Annotated in this window: 18 protein-coding genes; 10 read left to right on the plus strand and 8 right to left on the minus strand. The window is 67.8% G+C overall.

Features of this window, described 5'->3' with window-relative positions:
• Positions 1 to 173: 173 nt before the first annotated feature.
• The 3 genes from AUL30_RS20245 (at position 174) to AUL30_RS12135 (ending at position 2544) form a co-directional block, all read left to right on the plus strand.
• Entirely contained in the window at positions 174 to 857 is a 684-nt protein-coding gene (locus AUL30_RS20245; RefSeq protein WP_407638282.1) for a ZinT family metal-binding protein, read from the plus strand.
• A 113-nt stretch (positions 858 to 970) separates the two neighbouring features.
• Positions 971 to 1744 (plus strand): GolD/DthD family dehydrogenase, encoded by a 774-nt coding sequence (locus tag AUL30_RS12130; protein ID WP_062228149.1) that lies wholly within the window; start codon positions 971 to 973, stop codon positions 1742 to 1744.
• A gap of 104 nt (positions 1745 to 1848) precedes the next feature.
• Positions 1849 to 2544, plus strand: coding sequence for an MOSC domain-containing protein (locus AUL30_RS12135; protein WP_062228150.1), 696 nt, complete (start codon positions 1849 to 1851; stop codon positions 2542 to 2544).
• 15 nt (positions 2545 to 2559) lie between these two features.
• On the opposite strand, the gene AUL30_RS12140 is transcribed toward AUL30_RS12135, so the two are convergent.
• The 5 genes from AUL30_RS12140 to AUL30_RS19425 all read right to left on the minus strand — a co-directional run bounded on the left by AUL30_RS12140 (position 2560) and on the right by AUL30_RS19425 (position 7937).
• The gene (locus AUL30_RS12140; RefSeq protein WP_062228151.1) at positions 2560 to 3387 is read right to left on the minus strand and encodes an ATP-binding cassette domain-containing protein; all 828 of its coding nucleotides are present in this window, start codon (positions 3385 to 3387) and stop codon (positions 2560 to 2562) included.
• Between the two features lie 27 nt (positions 3388 to 3414).
• The gene (fhuB, locus tag AUL30_RS12145; RefSeq protein ID WP_062228152.1) at positions 3415 to 5406 is read right to left on the minus strand and encodes a Fe(3+)-hydroxamate ABC transporter permease FhuB; all 1992 of its coding nucleotides are present in this window, start codon (positions 5404 to 5406) and stop codon (positions 3415 to 3417) included.
• Positions 5403 to 6320: an ABC transporter substrate-binding protein gene (locus AUL30_RS12150; RefSeq protein WP_192843064.1), complete on the minus strand. Its 918-nt coding sequence runs from the start codon at positions 6318 to 6320 to the stop codon at positions 5403 to 5405. Before AUL30_RS12150 ends, fhuB begins: the two co-directional genes overlap by 4 nt.
• Positions 6321 to 6405: 85 nt before the next feature.
• Entirely contained in the window at positions 6406 to 7698 is a 1293-nt protein-coding gene (locus AUL30_RS12155) for an NAD(P)/FAD-dependent oxidoreductase (RefSeq protein ID WP_062228154.1), read from the minus strand.
• Between the two features lie 107 nt (positions 7699 to 7805).
• On the minus strand, positions 7806 to 7937 hold the full coding sequence (locus AUL30_RS19425; protein WP_083507906.1) for a DUF3096 domain-containing protein: 132 nt from the start codon (positions 7935 to 7937) through the stop codon (positions 7806 to 7808).
• Positions 7938 to 8164: 227 nt separating this feature from the next.
• Between AUL30_RS19425 and AUL30_RS12160 the strand changes: the two genes are divergently transcribed.
• The 6 genes from AUL30_RS12160 to AUL30_RS12185 all read left to right on the plus strand — a co-directional run bounded on the left by AUL30_RS12160 (position 8165) and on the right by AUL30_RS12185 (position 15279).
• Positions 8165 to 9178: a LacI family DNA-binding transcriptional regulator gene (locus tag AUL30_RS12160; RefSeq protein ID WP_062228155.1), complete on the plus strand. Its 1014-nt coding sequence runs from the start codon at positions 8165 to 8167 to the stop codon at positions 9176 to 9178.
• 39 nt (positions 9179 to 9217) lie between these two features.
• Positions 9218 to 10498, plus strand: a complete 1281-nt coding sequence (locus AUL30_RS12165; RefSeq protein ID WP_062228223.1) for an ABC transporter substrate-binding protein — start codon at positions 9218 to 9220, stop codon at positions 10496 to 10498.
• Positions 10499 to 10561: 63 nt separating this feature from the next.
• Positions 10562 to 11509 carry a carbohydrate ABC transporter permease gene (locus AUL30_RS12170; RefSeq protein WP_157070112.1) on the plus strand — a complete coding sequence of 316 codons (948 nt, stop codon included), beginning with the start codon at positions 10562 to 10564 and terminating at the stop codon, positions 11507 to 11509.
• A 74-nt stretch (positions 11510 to 11583) separates the two neighbouring features.
• Positions 11584 to 12420 (plus strand): carbohydrate ABC transporter permease, encoded by an 837-nt coding sequence (locus AUL30_RS12175; protein WP_157070126.1) that lies wholly within the window; start codon positions 11584 to 11586, stop codon positions 12418 to 12420.
• 51 nt (positions 12421 to 12471) lie between these two features.
• Positions 12472 to 14190, plus strand: a complete 1719-nt coding sequence (locus AUL30_RS12180; RefSeq protein ID WP_062228157.1) for a GH32 C-terminal domain-containing protein — start codon at positions 12472 to 12474, stop codon at positions 14188 to 14190.
• Positions 14191 to 14193: 3 nt separating this feature from the next.
• Positions 14194 to 15279 (plus strand): ABC transporter ATP-binding protein, encoded by a 1086-nt coding sequence (locus AUL30_RS12185; protein WP_062228158.1) that lies wholly within the window; start codon positions 14194 to 14196, stop codon positions 15277 to 15279.
• Between the two features lie 150 nt (positions 15280 to 15429).
• Here the strand turns inward: AUL30_RS12185 and AUL30_RS12190 are convergent, their stop codons facing one another.
• The 3 genes from AUL30_RS12190 to hrcA all read right to left on the minus strand — a co-directional run bounded on the left by AUL30_RS12190 (position 15430) and on the right by hrcA (position 18154).
• A complete protein-coding gene (locus AUL30_RS12190; protein WP_062228159.1) occupies positions 15430 to 16215 on the minus strand; it encodes a 3-hydroxybutyrate dehydrogenase in 786 nt (261 codons plus the stop codon).
• A gap of 91 nt (positions 16216 to 16306) precedes the next feature.
• Positions 16307 to 16951 carry a nucleotide exchange factor GrpE gene (gene grpE, locus AUL30_RS12195; RefSeq protein WP_062228160.1) on the minus strand — a complete coding sequence of 215 codons (645 nt, stop codon included), beginning with the start codon at positions 16949 to 16951 and terminating at the stop codon, positions 16307 to 16309.
• Positions 16952 to 17038: 87 nt separating this feature from the next.
• On the minus strand, positions 17039 to 18154 hold the full coding sequence (gene hrcA / locus AUL30_RS12200) for a heat-inducible transcriptional repressor HrcA (RefSeq protein WP_062228161.1): 1116 nt from the start codon (positions 18152 to 18154) through the stop codon (positions 17039 to 17041).
• A gap of 136 nt (positions 18155 to 18290) precedes the next feature.
• Between hrcA and rph the strand changes: the two genes are divergently transcribed.
• Complete coding sequence (rph, locus tag AUL30_RS12205; protein WP_062228162.1) at positions 18291 to 19010, plus strand: ribonuclease PH; 720 nt, start codon at positions 18291 to 18293, stop codon at positions 19008 to 19010.
• Positions 19011 to 19018: the final 8 nt, after the last annotated feature.

Raw genomic sequence — 19018 nt, forward strand, 5'->3', positions numbered from 1 at the left:
CCGAGGACGGGACGCTGCACCGGCTCGACCTTCTCGACGCGAAGCTGATGGCGAGCGCGCGGGTGAGCGAACCCTATTCGATGGACGGCCACTGGAACGATCCGCGCCCGCGCCTGGCCATGGCGGGCGACGAAGTCCTGTTGAGCGACCCGAGGGCGGGCCTGATCCGGCGCATCGACAAGGCGGCGCTGAACGAGACCGGAACCATCGCCGTGGACGGCATGCCCTACGCCATCGCGGTTGCCGGCGGCAGCGGCGTCGTGCACGACCACGACCACGACCACGACCATGATCACGCGGGCCATGCGCACAGCCATGGCGACCCGCAGATCTACAAGGGCTATTTCGAGGATGCGCAGATCAAGGACCGCCCCCTGTCCGACTATGCGGGCGACTGGCAATCCGTCTATCCCTATCTGCAGGACGGCTCGCTCGATCCGGTCTTTGCGCACAAGGCCGCCAGCGGCACGATGAGCGCGCAGGAATATCGTGACGAGTATGAGATCGGCTACCGCACGGATGTCGAGCGGATCACCATCAACGGCGACCGTGTCACCTTCTTCCGGAACGGCAGCCCGGTGGCCGGGACCTATACCTATGACGGCCGCGAGACGCTGACCTACAAGAAGGGCAATCGCGGTGTCCGCTTCATCTTCGCCAAGACGGGCGGCGATGAGGCGGCCCCGGACTTCATCCAGTTCAGCGATCACAAGATCGCGCCGGAGAAGACGGACCATTTCCATCTTTACTGGGGTGATGATCGCGCGGCCCTTCTGGAGGAAGTCACCAACTGGCCGACCTACTACCCTTCCGCGCTCGATGCGAATGCGATCGTCGAAGAAATGATGGCGCATTGAGGCAAAGCCACCTCGCGTCATGAACGGGCTGCTGGCCAAGCGCCGGGAAGGCCCGCATAAAGAGCAGGACCGCGCCGGGGGGGCGCGGTCCTGCATCGGGAGGATAGCGGACCATGAGCGACGCGGCGCCACGGGTGGATCTCGATTTCTCGCTGGCGGGCAAGGTCGCCATCGTCACGGGCGGTGGCTCGGGCATCGGCGCGGCCATCGCCACCGCCTTCGCAGCCAAGGGCGCGTCGGTCGCCATCTTCGACATCGCGCTTGCGGGCGCCGAGGCCAGGGCTGCGGAGATCGGCGGCGCGGCACGCGCCTTTGCCTGCGACGTGAGCGACGCGGCCTCTGTCCAAACCGCCGTGACCGCCGCGCATGACGCCTTCGGCCGCATCGACATCCTCGTCAACAGCGCCGGGATTGTCGCCCTGGCGCCGGCGGAAAGCCTGTCGATCGACGCTTTCGACCGCACCATCGCCATCAATCTGAAGGGTACGTTCCTTGTCTCGCAGGCTGTCGGACGGTTGATGATCGCCGCCGGCGGCGGCGGCCGGATCGTGAACCTCGCCTCGCAGGCGGGCACGGTGGCGATCGAGGAACATGCCGCCTACTGCGCCTCGAAGTTCGGCGTCATCGGGCTGACCAAGACGCTGGCGGCCGAGTGGGGGCGCCACGGGATCCGGGCCAACACCCTGTCCCCGACCATCGTCCTGACCGATCTCGGCCGGGCGGCCTGGGCGGGTGAAAAGGGCGAGGCCGCCCGCAAGCGCATCCCCGCCGGGCGCTTCGCCTACCCCGAAGACATCGCCGCCGCGGCGGTCTTCCTGGCGTCGAGCGGGGCGGAGATGATCAACGGGGCCGACCTGTTGATCGATGGCGGCTACACCATTCTCTGACCGCCGGCCGGGGCTGAGCCGGGCCGTTTCCTTCCGGCGCGCGCCGGGTTAGGACGAGTGGACGGGCTGCGGCTCCGATCCGACCCCTGCTGGAGAGGCGAAGAATGGCACATTCCACCCCGATCGACGCGCTGCTGACCGGCGCCATCGCGCCGCTCGGCCCGCGCGCCGCGCCGAGCGGGATCGCCAAGCGGCCGGTGGCCGGGCCGCTGGTTCTCGGCTACACCGGCCTTGTGGGTGACGTCCAGGGTGATCTGCGCGTGCATGGCGGACCGGAGAAGGCGGTGCACCACTACCCGCGCGATCACTATGCGGCATGGATGGCGGAGTTGGGGGCACATCCCCTTCTGGACCAGGCCGGCGCCTTCGGAGAAAACATCTCCACCTCGGGCCTGACCGAGGCGGATGTCGCCATCGGCGATGTCTTCGCGCTCGGCAGCGCGCGCGTCCAGGTGAGCCAGGGCCGGCAGCCCTGCTGGAAACTCAATGCGCGCTTCGGCGTGAAGGATCTGGCGCTCCGGGTCCAGAAGACGGGCCGGACGGGCTGGTACTACCGCGTCCTGGAAGCCGGCACCGTGGCGCCGGGGGACGCGATGGTCTGCATCGAGCGCCCGACCCCGGACTGGACACTCGAGCGCACCTGGCGCGTCCTGTATGTCGACATGCTCGCCCCGGACGAACTCAGCGCCATGGCCGTGCTGCCCAATCTCGCCGCCGGCTGGCAAGCCTATGCCGCCAAGCGCCTCGCCTCCCGCAAGGTCGAGGATTGGGACAAGCGGCTGAACGGGTCCAGGGACTGACCTTGTCCGGCCGCGTCAGGCCGGGAAGGCCAGGAGGCGGCCGGCCGGGCCATGCGCCACCACGTCCATCTCCACGCCATAGATGCGCCGCAGCTCGGGCGGCGTCATGATGTCGGCCGGCGCGCCGCGTGCGATCAGCCGGCCGCCCTTGAGCGCCAGGATCTCATCGCAGAAGCGCGCGGCCATGTTCACATCGTGCAGGACGACGATCACGCCAATGCCACGCTCGGCCGACAGGCGCTGCACCAGCGACAGGACCTCGATCTGATGCGCCACGTCGAGCGCCGAGATCGGTTCGTCGAGCAGCAGGCACTCGGCATTCTGCGCCACCAGCATGGCGAGCCAGGCGCGCTGCCGCTCGCCGCCGGAAAGCGTATCGACATGCCGGTCGGCGAAGCCGCCAATGTCGGTCAGGGCGATGGCCTCGTCCACCATGGCGCGGTCCTGCGGGCCGAAGCGGCCGAGCGCCCCGTGCCATGGGTAGCGGCCGAGCGCCACGAGTTCGCGCACCAGCATGCCCGTCGCTGCCGGGGTATATTGCGGCAGATAGGCGACCTTGCGGGCGAATTCGCGCTCCCCCCAGGCATCGAGGCGCCGCCCCTCGAAGGCGATCTCCCCGCTCGTCGGCGGCTCCTGCCGCGCCAGCATCTTGAGAAGCGTCGACTTGCCGGAGCCGTTATGGCCGATCAGTCCGATCACGCGGCCGGCCGGCAGGGTCAGGTTCAGCGGCGCGACGAGGTCCCGCCCGGGAACCGCATAGCGGGCCGCCGTCAGCGTGTAGAGCGCCGTGGCCGGTGCCAGCCCGCAATCCGGGACGTCGGGCGAAAGTGCCATGTGGCTCATCGGGCCGGTATCCTCTTATGGTTCGTGTCAACGTTCGGCATGGGTCCCCGCCCGCTGCAAAAGAATGAGCAGGAACGGCCCGCCGACAAGGCAGGCCACCAGCCCGGTCGGCAGCTGGAACGGGAAGGCCACTATTCGGGCCACCCAGTCCGCCACGACCATGATGATGCCGCCTGCCAGGGCTGCGCGTAAGAGCATGGTGCCCTGCCCGGCCGGACCCGCCAGCCTGGTCACGAGATGCGGGGCCATCAACCCGACGAAGCTGACCGTGCCGGCCACCGGGACCGCGAGCGCCGCGGCCAGAGCGGCCACGCATAGGAGCGCCGCACGCGCCCCTTGCAACGGGACGCCGAGGGCTTGCGCCGCCGCCCCGCCAAGCGGCAGAAGCATCAGCCAGCGCCGCATTGCAAGGCCGGCGGCACAGATGGCCGCCAGCGCCAGGAACAGGTTCAGCACCGTATCGTAGGATGCAGCCGACGCGGTTCCGCCGATCAGCCGCAAGAGCTGGAAGCCGCGCGGATCGCCGCTCGCCGTCAGGACGCCGATCATCGCATCGGCCAGGGCATTGATGGCGATGCCCGACAGGAGCACCCGTTCGGGCGAAAAGCCGGATCGGCGCGCGAGGCCCAGGACCAGCGCCACCGTGACCACGCCGCCCAGAATGCCGAGCCCCGCCATGCCGACGCCGCCCGCAAGGCCGGCCACCAGGAGCCCCGCCGCCATGGCGATGAGCGCGCCGGCACCGACACCCAGGATTTCAGGGCTGGCCATGTCATTGCCGCTGACGCGCTGCAGGATCGCCCCGGCCGCGCCCAGGAGGCCACCGGCCGCGAAGGCGGCCAGCATGCGCGGAACGCGCCAGGGCGCAAGCTCCGCCCATTGCGACGGCGCGGCCAGGCTGAAGGCGCCGCCTGGCAGGCGCCCGACCACCAGCGTCAGCGCCATCAGGGCGACGGCCAGCGCAAGAAGGGCCGGCACCCCGCCGGGAAGGCGGCGCACCGCGCGCAATGCGACATGGCCGGCCGGCGGCACACGCCGGTGCAGGTTCAGCCGGGGCAGCAGCCACAGGAGCAGGGGCGAGCCGAGCACCGCCGTCACCGCGCCGGTCGGTACGAAGGCGGCCATGCCGCCCGCCGCCCATTGCACGCCAAGATCGGTCAGGACCAGGAGACCCGCCCCGGTCAGCGCCGACCAGACGAGCCGCTGCAGGGGCGTCGTCGCGCCGGCGGCCCGCGCCAGGAGTGGAGCCACCAGCCCGATAAAGCCGAACACGCCCACCGCGCTCGTCACGAAGGCCGCGGGCAGTAGCCCCGCAAAGATCGCGGCGAGCCGCCAACGGGCCACCTTCAGGCCCAGGCCCTTCGCGCTCGCATCGCCCAGTTCGATCAGCCGCAGCGGGCGCATCAACGGCGCCAGGATCGCCGCGCAGATCAGGAGCCGGCCGCTCAGGGCGGCGACGGGCGCCCAACCCTGGACGCTGAGCGACCCCGAGCCCCAGATGAACAACCCTTCCAGGTAACGCTGATGCGTCAGCTGAAGGATTCCGGCCAGAGCCGCGCAGAGAAGGCTCAGCATGAGCCCGGCCAGCACCAGCGGCACCGGCGAGAAACCCTGCCGGCGCGTCAGTCCGAGCACGGCCAGCATGGCCATGGCGGAGCCGCAGAGCGCCGCCACGTCGCGGCCCCAGCCCAGGAGGCCTGGGGTGAAGACCAGCGCCGCGGCGATGGCCAGGCGCGCCCCGCCATCCGTGCCGAGCGTGGTTGGAGAGGCCAGCGGATTGCGCAGCGCCATCTGCATGACCGCGCCCGAGGCGCCGAGCCCGGCCCCGACCAGGAGCGCCAGGACCAGCCGCGGCAGGGTCGCGTGCAGGAAGACGAGCCGCTCCACGTCGTAGGCATCGCTCGCAGGCTGCAACAGGTCGCGCATCGGATGCCAGAATTGCAGGAGCGCGCACAGGGCCGATGCCGCGAGAAGGCCCAGGACGAGTTGTGGGGGCGATACGGCCGGACGCAGCGTCACGATGCCGCCTCCGGCACGGCCGTCAGAAGCGCCTCTCCGAAACGCTGCGCCGCGACGAGGCTGCCGAACATCAGGACCGATGGCAGGCGGCGCACCGGGCGGTGGCGCACCGCCGGCAGAGCCTGCCAGAGGGTCGACTGGCGGATCGCCTCCCAGGCGTCCTCCTGGACGTTCTCCAGAAGGAAAATCTGCGCAGGGCCCACCTCGGACAGACGCTCGATGCCAACCGTCTCGAACCCCCAGAAACCGCCATCCCCCGTCCAGGCATTGACGAGGCCCAGCTTGCGCATGGCCGAATCCAAGAGCCCGACCGGCGCATAGACGCGCACATGCCGGTTATCCATAAGGCTGAGGACGAGGAGCGGCGTCTGCGCATAGGGTGCAAGCGCGGCGCGTCCGGCCTGCCAGAAGGCATCCGTCCGCGCGAGCAGGGCGCGGGCCTGCGCTTCGCGCCCCGTCAGCGCGCCGAGCCGCAGGGTCGCCCCCCGCGCGGCATCGATCGGAACGAGCCCGGGCGCGTAGAGCGTGATGCGCTCGACCGGTGCGATGCGGGACAGCTGCGGCTCGACGCCGGACGTGTAATCCGTCGTCAGGATCAGGTCCGGTTTCAGGCTGGCGACGACTTCCAGATTGGGGTCGAGGCTCGCACCGATATCCACCGTTGCCGGCGGCAGGGGCGGCGCCACCACCCATTCCGCCCAGCCCGGCACATCCCCCAGCCCGACGGGCGGATGGTCGAGCGCGATGAGCGTTTCGGCCAGGGCGTAATCGGTGGAGACGATCCGCAACGGGAGATCGGCCCGCGCGCCGCGCGGCGCAAAGGCGGCCGTGGCTGCCGCCGCAAGGCCAAGGACTGACCGACGCGTGAGCGGCGGCAACCGGAACGGATCGGGGCTGGATGATAGACGGTGCATGAACACGAAATCTTGAGCCAAGAGTTCATGTTTCATAGTGGCGGTGCCGGCCGCTGTCCAGCGCACCGGCGCGCCGGGCGCCGCCTCAGCCGCCGTGCAGCTTGAGCGGCGGCCCTGCCGTGGGGGAGATGAGGTCGGCCAGGATGGCGACCGATCCGCGCAGCGGGCCGAGGACACGCCACTGGTGCTGGCGCTGCAGCGCGTCATAGGCGGCGGCGGCGAACTGGCCGTGGATCAGGATGTCGTCGCGCCGCCGCAGCCCGATCATGCCCACCGCGCCGGCCCCGGCCAGCGAAACGAGCCGCCCCTTGTTGCGGAAGGTGAAGTCCTCCACGGGAGCGTTGACCATGACGCGCGGCAGCGCCTGCGCCAGATATTGCGCCTGCTGGCTGGCAGCCTGCGCGGTCGGCGGAAGCGGTGCGTCCGCGCCTTCGGGCGTGCAGGCGGCCGAATCGCCCATGACATAGACGGCATCGTCCGTGGTCGAGCGCAGATGCGTATCGACGAGGATACGCCCCTTCTTATCGAGCTTGAACGCGCCGAGCCGGGCAAGGATCGGGTTGCCGATTAGCCCGGCCGCCCAGACGGTGATGTCGGACGGCCAGGATTCGCCGGTCGCGGTGCGGATCTCCTGCACGTCGATCCGGGTGATCTTGGCATCCGTCACGACCTTGATGTCCAGCGCGCGCAGGCGCTCCAAGAGCTTGTCACGCAGCGCCGGCTCGGCCCCCGGCATGAGTTCGGGCGCCGCTTCCAGGATGGTGAGGTTCAACAGCTTCGGGCTGTCGCCGGGGGCGTTCTGGCTCCAGTCGAAGAAGGCGCGTTCGGAATGGCGCAGATGCGCCGCCAGCTCCGTCCCCGTCGCGCCGGAGCCGATGATGACGATATCGGCCGGCACGCCTGTCGACCGGGCCCGGATCATGTGGCGGATGAAGCGCTGGCGGAAGGCTTCGGCGTCCCCCTGCCCGTCCAGCCGCACGGCATGTTCGGCCACGCCCGTCGTGTTGAAATCCGGCGTGACGCCACCGAGCGCGACGACGCAGTAATCATAGGTCAGGAGGCGCTCGGGCGTGACCACCGCCCCGCGCTCGTCGCGCATGGGGGCGAGCCGCACCGCCTTCATGGCATGCTCGATCCCCACGACCTCGCCCTGTTCGAAGCGGAAGCCGCGGAGCTGGCCCAGAATGTAGAAGCTGATCTCGGCCAGCGACGAGGACACCGTCCCGGCTGCGAATTCATGCAGCCGGGGCTTCCAGAGATGCGAGGTGACACGGTCGATCAGCGTCACGTCGATGTCGCGCCGGCCGGCCAATTGGGCGGCCAGTTCCAGCCCACCGGAGCCACCGCCCAGAATGAGGATACGCGTCTTGCGTGACACCGTCGCTACTCCCTGCGCAGGGGCGTGTCCAGGACGCAGCCCCCGTCGAATGATTCCGGATGATCGGATGCAAAGGGCCGATTTGACAAGTGTCCCGGCGCCTCCGATCAGGCAAGAAGGCCGGTCAGACCCACGACGATCAGGTAGAAGGCGACGATATAGTTGAGCAGCCGCGGCATGATCAGGATGAGGATGCCGGCGATCAGCGCGATGATGGGCTGGATGACGATCACGTCCATGACTTGTTGTCTCCGGGGTCGGGAAGGGACAGATAGGCGCGGCGTCGGCCTCTACCAGCCGTGCCGGCGCTGCCATAGCCGGCGAAGGCTGCCAAAGCCCCTTCGCCGCGCATAAAATCTTCGGTTGCGATTTCCTTTTAAGCGCAATTTATAGTTGAATTTCAATGAGTTGACCGATCTTCGGTGCTGATTTACTCGTCTGGGTAATCGATAACCCAACGGGTGCCATGTCCCGATCCACCGTCTCCCTCCAGGATATTGCCGCACGCCTCGGCGTGTCGGCCAAGACGGTGTCCGGCGCCCTGCACAACCGTTCCATCCGCATGTCGGACGAAACGCGCCAGCGCATCCGGGCGCTGGCCGATGAGCTCGGCTACACGCCCAATCTGGTGGCGCGGGGTATGCGCCAGGGCACTCTGCCGATCGTCGGCATGGTGGCGGAGGGTGTAATCACGCAGCCCTTCGCGACGGAAATCGTGCGCAGCTTCGACAATCTGCTGCGCCTGGAGGGCCTGCGCGCCATCGTCTCCAATCTGCGCCGGCGCGACGATGTCGAAGCCGAGGTGGCCGAGTTGCAGCGGCTCATGCCGCAGACCATCGTCTATGCCAGCATGTACCATCACACGGTGCACCTGCCCGCTGCGCTCAAGGGGACCATCGCGCTGATGGTCAACTGCCGCGAAGCGTCCGACGCCGTGCCCGCGCTGGTGCCGGCCGAGCGGGAGGCCGGGCGCGCCATCACCGCGCATCTGCTTGCTCGCGGTCGGCGGCGCATCGCCTTCCTGAACCTGCCCGGATTGCTGGCCGGCACATTGCGGGAAGACGGCTTCCACAGCGCGCTGGCGCATGCCGGGCTTTCCCCGAACGAGGCCTGGCTGCGCCCGGCGACGGCCGAACCCTATTCCGACCGCGCGCCGAGCCTGGTGCGCGCGCAGATCGACGCCTGGTTCGGGGCGGCGGGGGCGCGGCCCGACGCCATACTCTGCGGCAACGACCGCGTCGCGCTGGAAACCTACAACGTGCTCCGGCGCGCCGGGCTCGACGTCCCGGCCGACGTGGCCGTGGCGAGCTTCGACAATCAGGTGGAGATCGCCGCGCGGCTCGATCCCCCTTTGACGACCATGGCGTTGCCCCACCGGGACATGGGGCGGCTGGCCGCAGAGATGCTGTCCGGGCGGCGTGCGCTGCCCAAGACGGTGGAAGAAGTTCCGTTTCGCCTTGTGGAACGCGCCTCGGTCTGAGGCGGGCAAATGTCTGACTGGGAGAAGGACACTATGCGAATTGTATCGAAATACCTGACCATGCTGGGCGCCGCGGCCTCGCTCGCCGCCCTGGCCAGCGCGGCTGAGGCCGCCAGCCTGAAGATCATGTTCCAGGGCGATGCCTACGAAATCGAGGCGATCCAGGGTGCCGCCGAGCGTTTCGAAGCGGCCAACCCCGACATCAAGATCGAACTGCTCAACACACCGCACGATGCCTATAACGAGAAGTTCGGCGCCATGGCGTCGACGGGCGATCTGCCGGACATCATCGAACTCGATGCGCCCTTCCTGGCGAACTACGTCTGGTCGGGCTACCTGCAGCCAGTGACGGGTCTCATCGATCAGGCGCTGATCGACGACATGACCCCGTCCAACATCGCGCAGGGCACCTATCCGCCGGACAAGGGCCTCTACGCCATCGGCCTGACCGACTCGACGGTGGTTCTCTACGGCAGCCGCAAGCAGCTCGAAGCCGCCAAGCTGCGCATTCCCACCTCCGTCGCCGACGCCTGGACGCGCGACGAGTTCGAGAGCGCGTTGAAGACCCTGTCGGCTTCGGCCAAATGGCCGATCGACCTGTTCCGCGGCTATGGCTCGAAGACCGAGTGGATCACCTATGGCTATCAGCCCATCCTGGAATCGATGGGCTGCCAGTTGATCGACCAGACGACGTGGACGTCGGAAGGCACCCTCGACAGCGCGGCCTGCGTGGACGCCGCCACCATGATGCAGAACTGGGTCAAGCAGGGCTGGGTCGTGCCGCAATCGGCAGGCAACAACCAGTTCTATGCGGAAGGCCGGCCCGCCGCGCTCGCCTGGGGCGGTCACTGGGTCTATGCGGAGGCGCAGGCCGCCATGGGCGACGATCTCGTCGCCATGCCGCTGCCCCGCTTCGGCGACAAGAGCGCCAGCCCGAACGGCACCTGGATCTACGGCATCTCCAAGACCGCGAGCGACCCGGAGCTTGCCGGCCGCTTCCTCAGCTTCATGCTGTCGGACGCCACCTACCGCAAAGCCTATACCGACCATACGGGCTTCCCGGGGCTGAAGTCCTTTGCCGCCGCCTCGCCCGTCTATGCCGGAACCGGGCCGATGGCGGTCGCCTTCTCGCAGGCCAGCGAGAGCGCCGTGCCGCGCCCGCCGCACCCGGCCTACCCGACCATCACCCTCGCCTTCCAGCAGGCCATGACGGACATTTTCGACGGGGCGGACCCGAAGGAGGAACTGTCGGCGGCAGCCGAGAAGATCGACGCCGATATCGAGGACAATGACGGTTATGCCCCGTTCGGCGCCAACTGACCGCAACATTCTTGCGTCCCGCCGCCGGCCACGGCGGCGGGAAAACCACAGAAGGGAGGAACCATGGCCGATCAGATCACGCTTGCCGATGCTGCGCCCCCGCCGGCGCGCCATAGCACCAGACGCTCGAACCGGCGGCTGACGCGGCGCCTTCAGGAAGTCGGCATGCTGGCGCCGGCCTGTCTCCTGGTGGCCTCCTTCCTGCTCTTTCCCTTCCTGTCGTCCTTCGAACTCGCGCTCACCAACCAGCGCCTGATCCCGCGCCCGGTGCCGACGCGTTTTGTCGGCCTGGACAACTTCATCCGCGTTCTGTCCGACGCCGACTTCTGGCAGGCGCTGTGGAATGTCGCGCGCTTCACGCTCATGGTCCTGCCGCTGCAATGCGGCCTCGCCCTCGGCTTCGCGCTCCTGCTCAACCAGCGCCTGCCTTTGCGCAATCTCTTCCGGGGCATCCTGTTCCTGCCGGCCATCACCTCCATGACGGTGGTCTGCGTCATCTGGGCGACGCTCTTCCAGTATCCGTCCGGCCCGCTGAACCAGATCGTCTCCATCGTCAGCTTCGGCACGGTTGCACCGATCGACTGGCTGGGAGATCCACGCTGGGCCATGGTGTCGATCGTGATGCTGTCGGCCTGGCAGGCCTACGGCTTCCAGATGGTCGTCTATCTGGCCGGGCTGCAGAACATTCCGGACTCCCTCTACGAGGCGGCGCGGCTCGACGGTGCCAATGCCTGGCAGCGCTTCTGGAACGTCACCTGGCCGGGCCTGCGGCAGACCAACATCTTCGTGCTCATCATCACCACGATCCAGGCCTTCAAGCTCTTCGTGCAGGTCAATATCCTGACGCAGGGCGGCCCGCGCGGCTCCACCAACACGGTCGTCCAATACATGTATTCGGCCGGCTTCGTGGATCAGCGCCTGGGCCTTGCCTCGGCTGTCTCGATCATCCTCTTCCTCATCGTCCTCGTCATCTCGCTCGTGCAGCGCTTCGTCGTGAGGGAACGGCCATGAACAGCCCGTCGCCAAGCCGCTCCGCAACCGACGCTCCGGCCCGGCGCCGGTCGTCGCCCCGGACCATCGTCAACATGCCGGCGGCCGATATCGTCAAAGTCGCCTGCGTCGCCATCGTGGCGCTGGTCATCGTCTCGCCCCTGATCCTCCTGGCGGTCGCCAGCCTGAAGCCCGACCGCTTCCAGATCCTGGCCGATATGGGCAGTTTCCGCGCCTTCTGGGTTTCGCAACCGACCCTCGACAATTACCGGCAGATCGTCACCCTGGACGGGCCCTTGCCCATGGGGCGCTATCTGTTGAATTCCGTGGTGATCCTGAGCCTCACCGTCCTCGGCGGCATCCTCGTCAACTCGACGGCGGCCTTCGTCCTGGCCTGGGGCCGCCTGCCCGGCCGCGCGCTGATCCTGGCGCTGATGATCGGCCTCTACATCGTGCCGCAGGAATCGATCGTCCTGCCGCTTCTCAACATCGTCATCAAGCTGGGCCTCGCCGATACGTTCACAGCGCAGATCCTTCCCTGGCTGGCGAGCCCTCTCTACATCTTCCTCCTCTACCAGTTCTTCATCCAGATCCCGCACGAGCTCTACGACGCGGCCGTGATCGATGGCGCCTCGCCCTTCCGGATCTACTGGTCGGTCTTCCTGCCAATGAGCGCGCCGGCGCTCGCAACCGTTGCGATCCTCTTGGGGATCGATACGTGGAACCAGTATCTCTGGCCGCTGATGATCACCCAGTCCAATTGGGCACGGCCGATCTCGGTCGGCATCGCCAGCTATTTCGGCAGCGACTCGATCTACTGGAACTATGCCATGGCGTCCTCCGTGCTGATGATGGCGCCGGTGCTCCTCTTCTACATCTTCTTCCAGCGCTGGTTCGTCAGCTCGCTGATCGGCTCCGCCGTCAAAGGCTGACCCGTCACGCACCGCACCCATTCCGCATCGACAGGAAGCAAAAGGCCGTTCATGCCGCATCTTGCCACCACCGTCCGCATTGGCGACATCATCGATCTCTGGCTTCGGCCGGCCAAGGGCGGGGCGCGGTCACGCCTCGTTCTGGAGGTTGGCGGCATCGCGCGCAATATCGACGGCGGCCCCACCGACGACTTCCAGCGCCACAGCTTGACGATGGAGGCGGACGGCACTGCCCGCCTGTCCTTCGATCCGGAAACGACGGAGCTTTCGCTCGCCTATGCCTATACGCCGGCGCGCGTGATGGACGAGGGGATCCGCCTTCTCCACACGAGCGAGCGCAACGGCAATGAGGGCCGGCGCTTTGCGCTGCATCTGCAGCCGCCCTTTGGCTGGATGAACGATCCGAACGGCCTGTTCGAACAGGATGGCGTGACCCACGCCTTCTACCAGCACTATCCGCATGGCCGGCGCTGGAACACGATGCATTGGGGCCATGCCGTGTCCCACAATCTCGTCGACTGGGTGCATCTGCCGATTTTCCTCGACCCTCCGGCGCACATGCTGGCAGACGATGCGAAAGTCGGCGGCGCCTTCTCCGGATCGGCACAACCGCAGCCGGACGGCAGCGTGCGGGTGTTCTTCACCGACCGGGACGACGATCGCAAGCCGCGCATGGAATGGCAGATGAGCGCCCTGTCGCAGGACCTCCTCAATGTGGGGCCGGCGCAAGCGCTGATCACCGATGCCCCGCCGCTGGAGGGTTTCGGCCGGGACCTGCGCGATCCCTACGTCTTCCGGGGGCCGGACGGGTTGTGGAAGATGCTGCTCGGCGGCGCGGACACGCGCGGCGGCCTCGTCCTCCTGTATGAAAGCACGCATCCGCAAGGTGCGGCGGACTGGCGCTTCGTCGGCGTCCTCCACGAGGAACCCTGCGCGCCGAGCCTGCCGGTCGAATGCCCCTGCATGCTGCCGCTGACCGGCGAGGGAGAAGGCCTCCACGTCCTCATCTTCGGGCTCATCGGCTACCGGGACCCCTCGACGCGCCGGCGCAACCTGTCCTTCGCGCTGATCGGTCGCTTCGACGGGGCGCGTTTCGCGCCGATCGCGCGGCAGGAACTCGACTTCATCGCCGACTCCTACGCCTTCCAGGGTTTCGTCCACGCCGCGCACGGGCCCATGGGCCTCGCCTGGGCAGCAAACTGGACCGACGTCTTCAAGGACCGGGATTTTCCGAGCGCCATGACGCTCCCGCGCCGCCTCGTCTGGCGCGACCATGCCCTGTCGACGCCGGTCGTCGACAGCGTCACGCAGTTGCGCAGTGCCGTCCTGGCGGACGATCCGGCCGCCCTTGCCGGCGGCGTGGCCCTGCCCGACGGCCTGGCCGAGATCGAGCTCACGCTGTGCGAGCCGGATGCGCCGTTCCAGCTCGACTTTGCCCATGGCAGCCACCGCATCGCACTGACCGGCGACGGGAGGAGCCTCGAACTGTGCTTCGAGCCGCCGGGCGCGCGGGTCGTGCCGCGCTACGCCACAGAGGTCACCGGCCTGACGCAGTTGCGCATCTTCGTCGATGTCGGGCTGATCGAGGTCTACGCACAGGACGGGCGCTGGTGCGGCACCAAACGCATCGACAGCGACGAGCCGGTGAGCGCGGTGCGCCTGACGGCGGGTGGCGTGGCGCGCGCGCGGGTCTTTGCCCTGCGCCCGGCACGCGGGCTGCCGCCCATGACGAACGAAACGAATGCGCAGAGCGCATCGGGGGAGGAATAGAGCATGGCCGACGTCACCTTGCGCAATCTGCGCAAATCCTATGGCAACGCCGAGACGATCCACGGCATCGACCTGGATATCCGTCACGGGGAGTTCTGCGTCTTCGTCGGGCCGTCCGGCTGCGGAAAGTCGACCCTGCTGCGCATGATCGCCGGGCTGGAAACGATTTCCGACGGTGATCTGTCGATCGACGGACAGCGCGTCAACCAGGTCGACGCCGCCGATCGGGGCGTTGCCATGGTGTTCCAGAACTACGCGCTCTACCCGCATATGAGCGTGCGCGAGAATATGAGCTTCGGCCTGCGCATCGCCGGACGCAGCCGGAAAGAGATCGCCGAGAAGGTGGACGACGCCGGCCGTATCCTGCAGCTCGACGCGCTGATGGACCGCAAGCCGTCGCAGCTCTCCGGCGGCCAGCGCCAGCGCGTCGCCATCGGCCGGGCCATCGTGCGGGATCCGAAAGTCTTTCTCTTCGACGAGCCCTTGTCCAATCTCGACGCCGAGCTGCGCGTGCAGATGCGGGTGGAGATCGCCAAGCTCCACCAGGAGATCGGCAACACCATGATCTACGTGACGCACGACCAGACGGAGGCGATGACGCTGGCCGACAAGATCGTCGTGCTGCGCGCCGGCCGCATCGAGCAGGTCGGCTCCCCCCTGGAGCTCTACGAGAACCCGAAGAACCTGTTCGTCGCCGGCTTCATCGGCAGCCCGAAGATGAACTTTCTCAAGGCCCGCCTGGTGGCCGATGGGGGCGCACCCACCCTCGACTGCGGTGGCGCGCGCCTGCCGGCGCCGGCCTGGCTGGCCGCAGGCGATCCCGGCGCCGAGATCACGCTCGGCATCCGGCCCGAACATTTCGACCGCACGCCCAATCCGGAAGCAAAGCTGCGCATTGCTGTGGATGTGGTGGAAAATCTCGGCGGCACGAGCTTTGTCTACGGCAAGACGGCCGGTGGCGAGACCATCATCGCCGAAATGCGCGACAGGGCCATCCCCCGCCCGGGCGAGGATGTCGAGATCGGCTTTCGGATGGAGGATGCCCGCTTCTTCGATGCCACCGGCGCGCGTCTGCAACCCAAGGCCTGACGCCCGGCGACGGCGCGGCCGGATCATCGGCGCGCCGTTGATGTGCTCCACAATCGAAGGGCCGACCGGCGAGGTCGGCCCTTGGCGGCCGTCAGTCGGCAAACACGGCCGGCGGCAGCCTTCAGGCCTATTTCGACCGAAGCCTGGCCGTCAGGCCATGTACCAGCCATGGCTGGGCACGATGGATTGCCCCGTCAGGGCGTTGGAGCGGAAGCCGGCCAGAAAGACCGCGACGTCGGACACGTCCTGCAGCGTCGTGAACTCGTGATCGACGGTGCGGCCGAGCATGATCTTCTCGACCACATCCTGTTCGGAGATGTTGAGATCCCGCGCCTGTTCCGGGATCTGCTTCTCTACGAGGGGGGTGCGCACGAAGCCCGGGCAGATGATGTTGGAGCGCACGCCATGCGGGCCGCCCTCCCGCGCCATGACGCGCGCCAGACCGAGGATCGCATGCTTGGCCGCCACATAGGCGCTCTTCAACGGTGAGGGCTCATGGCTGTGGACCGAGCCCATATAGATGAGCGAGCCGGATTTCTGCGGATACATGTGCCGCACGCTCGCCTTGGTCAGAAGGAAGCTGCCGTGCAGGTGGATATCCACCACCTTGCGGAACTCCTCATAGGGGAAATCCTCGACAGGGTGGACGATCTGGATGCCGGCATTGGCCACCATCGTATCCAGCCGTCCCCAGCGCGCCACCGTCTGATCCACACCGTCATTGACGGCGGCCTCGTCGGTCACGTCCATGCCGATGGCCAGGGCATCGCCGCCGGCCTGCGCAATCATCTGCGCCGTTTCACGGGCACGATCCTCTGCGATGTCGCACACGGCGACACGCGCCCCCTCGGCCGCGAAGGCCAGGGACATATGGCGGCCGATGCCGGATCCGGCACCGGTGATGATGGCGACGGTGCCCTCGAGCTGCTGCGGCATGAAACTTGGACCCCTCCCCCGCGACGCGCTGTCCGTGGCCGGACGTGCGCGGCAGGATAGCGCAAGCTCATGACCGGCGGAAAGCTTGAAGTCAGGCGTCCTTGGCGCTGATGTCGGCGGCGTCGGGTGCATCGACCGGCGCCTTCGGGCCACCCTTCGACACGCCCACCATGGCCGGGCGCAGCACGCGCTCGCCGATGGCATAGCCGTCCTGCACCACCTCCAGCACCGTATTGTTGGGCACCTCCGCGTTGGGCACCTCGAATATGGCCTGGTGGAAATTGGGGTCGAAGCGCTGGCCCTTCGGCTCCAGCTTGCGCACGCCGTGGCGCTCCAGCCCGCCCAGCATGTCGCGGCTGGTCATTTCCACGCCCTCGACGAGCGCCTTCAGCCCGGCCTCGCCCTCTTCGCGCGCATTGGGCGGAAGCGCCTGGAGCGCGCGCGCCAGATTGTCGGCGACGCCGAGCATATCGCGCGCAAATCCGGCGACGGCGAACTGGCGCGCATCGCGGATCTCACGCTCGGTGCGGCGGCGCAGATTTTCCATGTCGGCGGCCAGGCGCAGCATCCGATCCTTAAGATCGGCATTCTCGGCCTCCAGCGCGGCGACGCGCTCGGCATCCGCCGCACCCGCATCCTCACCCCAGACCGGTGCGGAGGCACCGCCGGCGGCAGCGGTCTCGGTCGTCTCGTGCAGATCCTTGTCGGGGCGCGGGCCGGTATCGCTGTTCGTCATGTCGTGTGGCTCTCCTCGTAATGTGCCGCCCGAGGGCGGAACGTAATCCTGCCGCGCATATCGAATGCGTGTATCGCAAAATCAAGATCAGTTGCGGGACGTCGCACCCGGCTGCAGCAGCCGCGACACGAGCCGCGCCGTGTAATCCACCATGGGAACGATACGGCGGTAGTTCAGCCGCGTGGGGCCGATCACGCCCACAGCGCCGATGACCCGCTCCTCGCCGTCGCGGTAGGGCGCGATCACGAGCGAGGAACCGGACAGTGAGAAAAGCTTGTTCTCGCTGCCGATGAAGATGCGCACGCCATCGCCGGATTCGGCAAGGTCGAGCAGCTCCATGATGGAGCTTTTCGTTTCAAGGTCGTTGAACAGATGGCGCAGCCGCTCCAGATCGTCGGCCGCCGTCAGCCCCTCGATCAGATTGGCGCGGCCGCGCACGATGAGGCGGCTCGGCTGACCCGCGCCGGCGCCCGACCAGACGGCCAGGCCCGCATCCACCAGCTCCTGCGACAGGCGGTCCAGCTCGTTCGCGGTGGCGCGGCGCAGCGCTTCCATGCGGGCCCGCGCCTCGCTCAGGGTGCGGCCGACGACATTGGCGTTCAGGTAGTTCGCCGCTTCCACCAGCTGCGACGAGGTCACGCCCGGTGGCAGGTCGACGACGCGGTTCTCGACATCCCCGTTCTCGCCCACCAGCACGGCCAGAGCGCGGCCCGGATCCAGCCGGACGAAATCCACATGCTTGAGGCGAAGGTCGCTCTTGGCCGCCAGGACAAGCCCCGCCCCGCGCGACAGGCCGGACAGAAGCTGGCTCGCTTCCGTGAGCAGCGATTCCACCGAGCGCGTATCGCCGATGGACCGGACACGGTCCTCGATCTCGCCCCGCTCGTCGGCCGGCATGGAGCCGACCTCCAGGAAGGCATCGACGAAGAAGCGCAGGCCGAGCTCGGTCGGCACCCGCCCGGCGCTGACATGGGGCGCGTAGATCAGGCCGAGCGCTTCCAGGTCACTCATGACGTTGCGCACCGAGGCCGGCGACAGGCTTTGCGCCAGAAGCCGCGACAGGTTGCGCGACCCGACGGGCTCACCATTCTCAAGGTAGGTATCGACGATCAGCCGGAAGATATCGCGCGACCGGTCATCGAGCATTCCGCTCAATCCGGGTGCAAGCCGTTCCTGACGTTTGGGCGGTGTGACGTATTTCATGGGCGTGACCGGTCCGGAACATAAGGCCTTGCGGCGCCATCGCCAAGCCGCTGCCCGCCGCCGGGCCGAAAGTTTTTGTAAATGCGCCCGGCCATTGGTACAGGGGGCGTATCGCCAATGATTTGCAGGTTTTGACATGCGGCCTTCCAAACGCGCCGCGCACGAGTTGCGCTCCGTCACGCTCGAACGCGGCGTCAACCGCCATGCGGAGGGGTCCTGCCTCGTGCGCTTCGGCGACACGCATGTCCTGTGCACGGCGAGCCTGGAAGAGCGCGTGCCCGGCTGGCTGAAGAACACCGGCAAGGGCTGGGTCACGGCCGAATACGGCATGCTGCCCCGCGCCACCGGCGAGCGGATGCGCCGCGAAGCCGCTGCCGGCAAGCAGTCCGGCCGCACCCAGGAAATCCAGCGCCTGATCGGCCGCTCGCTGCGCGCCGTCGTGGATCTGAAAGCCCTGGGCGAGCGGCAGATCACGGTGGATTGCGATGTGGTGCAGGCCGATGGCGGCACGCGCACGGCTGCCATCACCGGCGCCTTCGTGGCCCTGTCCGACTGCCTGTCCTGGATGGAAGCGCGCGGCATGGTCAAGCGCGATGCCGTCCTGAAGGATCATGTCGCCGCCATCTCCTGTGGCCTCCACAATGGCGAGGCGGTGATCGACCTCGACTATCTGGAGGATTCGACGGCCGGCACGGACGCCAATTTCGTCATGACCGGCCGCGGCGGCATCGTCGAGATCCAGGGAACGGCCGAAGGCGAACCCTTCTCGGAAGACGAGCTGAAGGCCCTCATGGACCTGGCCAAGGCTGGCATCGCCACCCTGGTCGACAAGCAGAAGGCGGCCCTTGCGGGCTGAACGCCGCA

The sequence above is a fragment of the Aureimonas frigidaquae genome (assembly GCF_001463905.1).
Taxonomy (GTDB): domain Bacteria; phylum Pseudomonadota; class Alphaproteobacteria; order Rhizobiales; family Rhizobiaceae; genus Aureimonas; species Aureimonas frigidaquae.

Coding starts and splice junctions, on each gene's coding strand:
- AUL30_RS12150 (WP_192843064.1), bottom strand. CDS start 6,320: ATGCACCGTCTATCATCCAGCCCCGATCCGTTCCGGTTGCCGCCGCTC.
- AUL30_RS12160 (WP_062228155.1), top strand. CDS start 8,165: ATGTCCCGATCCACCGTCTCCCTCCAGGATATTGCCGCACGCCTCGGC.
- AUL30_RS12130 (WP_062228149.1), top strand. CDS start 971: ATGAGCGACGCGGCGCCACGGGTGGATCTCGATTTCTCGCTGGCGGGC.
- AUL30_RS12135 (WP_062228150.1), top strand. CDS start 1,849: ATGGCACATTCCACCCCGATCGACGCGCTGCTGACCGGCGCCATCGCG.
- AUL30_RS12175 (WP_157070126.1), top strand. CDS start 11,584: ATGCCGGCGGCCGATATCGTCAAAGTCGCCTGCGTCGCCATCGTGGCG.
- hrcA (WP_062228161.1), bottom strand. CDS start 18,154: ATGAAATACGTCACACCGCCCAAACGTCAGGAACGGCTTGCACCCGGA.
- AUL30_RS19425 (WP_083507906.1), bottom strand. CDS start 7,937: ATGGACGTGATCGTCATCCAGCCCATCATCGCGCTGATCGCCGGCATC.
- rph (WP_062228162.1), top strand. CDS start 18,291: ATGCGGCCTTCCAAACGCGCCGCGCACGAGTTGCGCTCCGTCACGCTC.
- AUL30_RS12185 (WP_062228158.1), top strand. CDS start 14,194: ATGGCCGACGTCACCTTGCGCAATCTGCGCAAATCCTATGGCAACGCC.
- grpE (WP_062228160.1), bottom strand. CDS start 16,951: ATGACGAACAGCGATACCGGCCCGCGCCCCGACAAGGATCTGCACGAG.
- AUL30_RS12180 (WP_062228157.1), top strand. CDS start 12,472: ATGCCGCATCTTGCCACCACCGTCCGCATTGGCGACATCATCGATCTC.
- AUL30_RS12190 (WP_062228159.1), bottom strand. CDS start 16,215: ATGCCGCAGCAGCTCGAGGGCACCGTCGCCATCATCACCGGTGCCGGA.
- AUL30_RS12170 (WP_157070112.1), top strand. CDS start 10,562: ATGGCCGATCAGATCACGCTTGCCGATGCTGCGCCCCCGCCGGCGCGC.
- AUL30_RS12140 (WP_062228151.1), bottom strand. CDS start 3,387: ATGAGCCACATGGCACTTTCGCCCGACGTCCCGGATTGCGGGCTGGCA.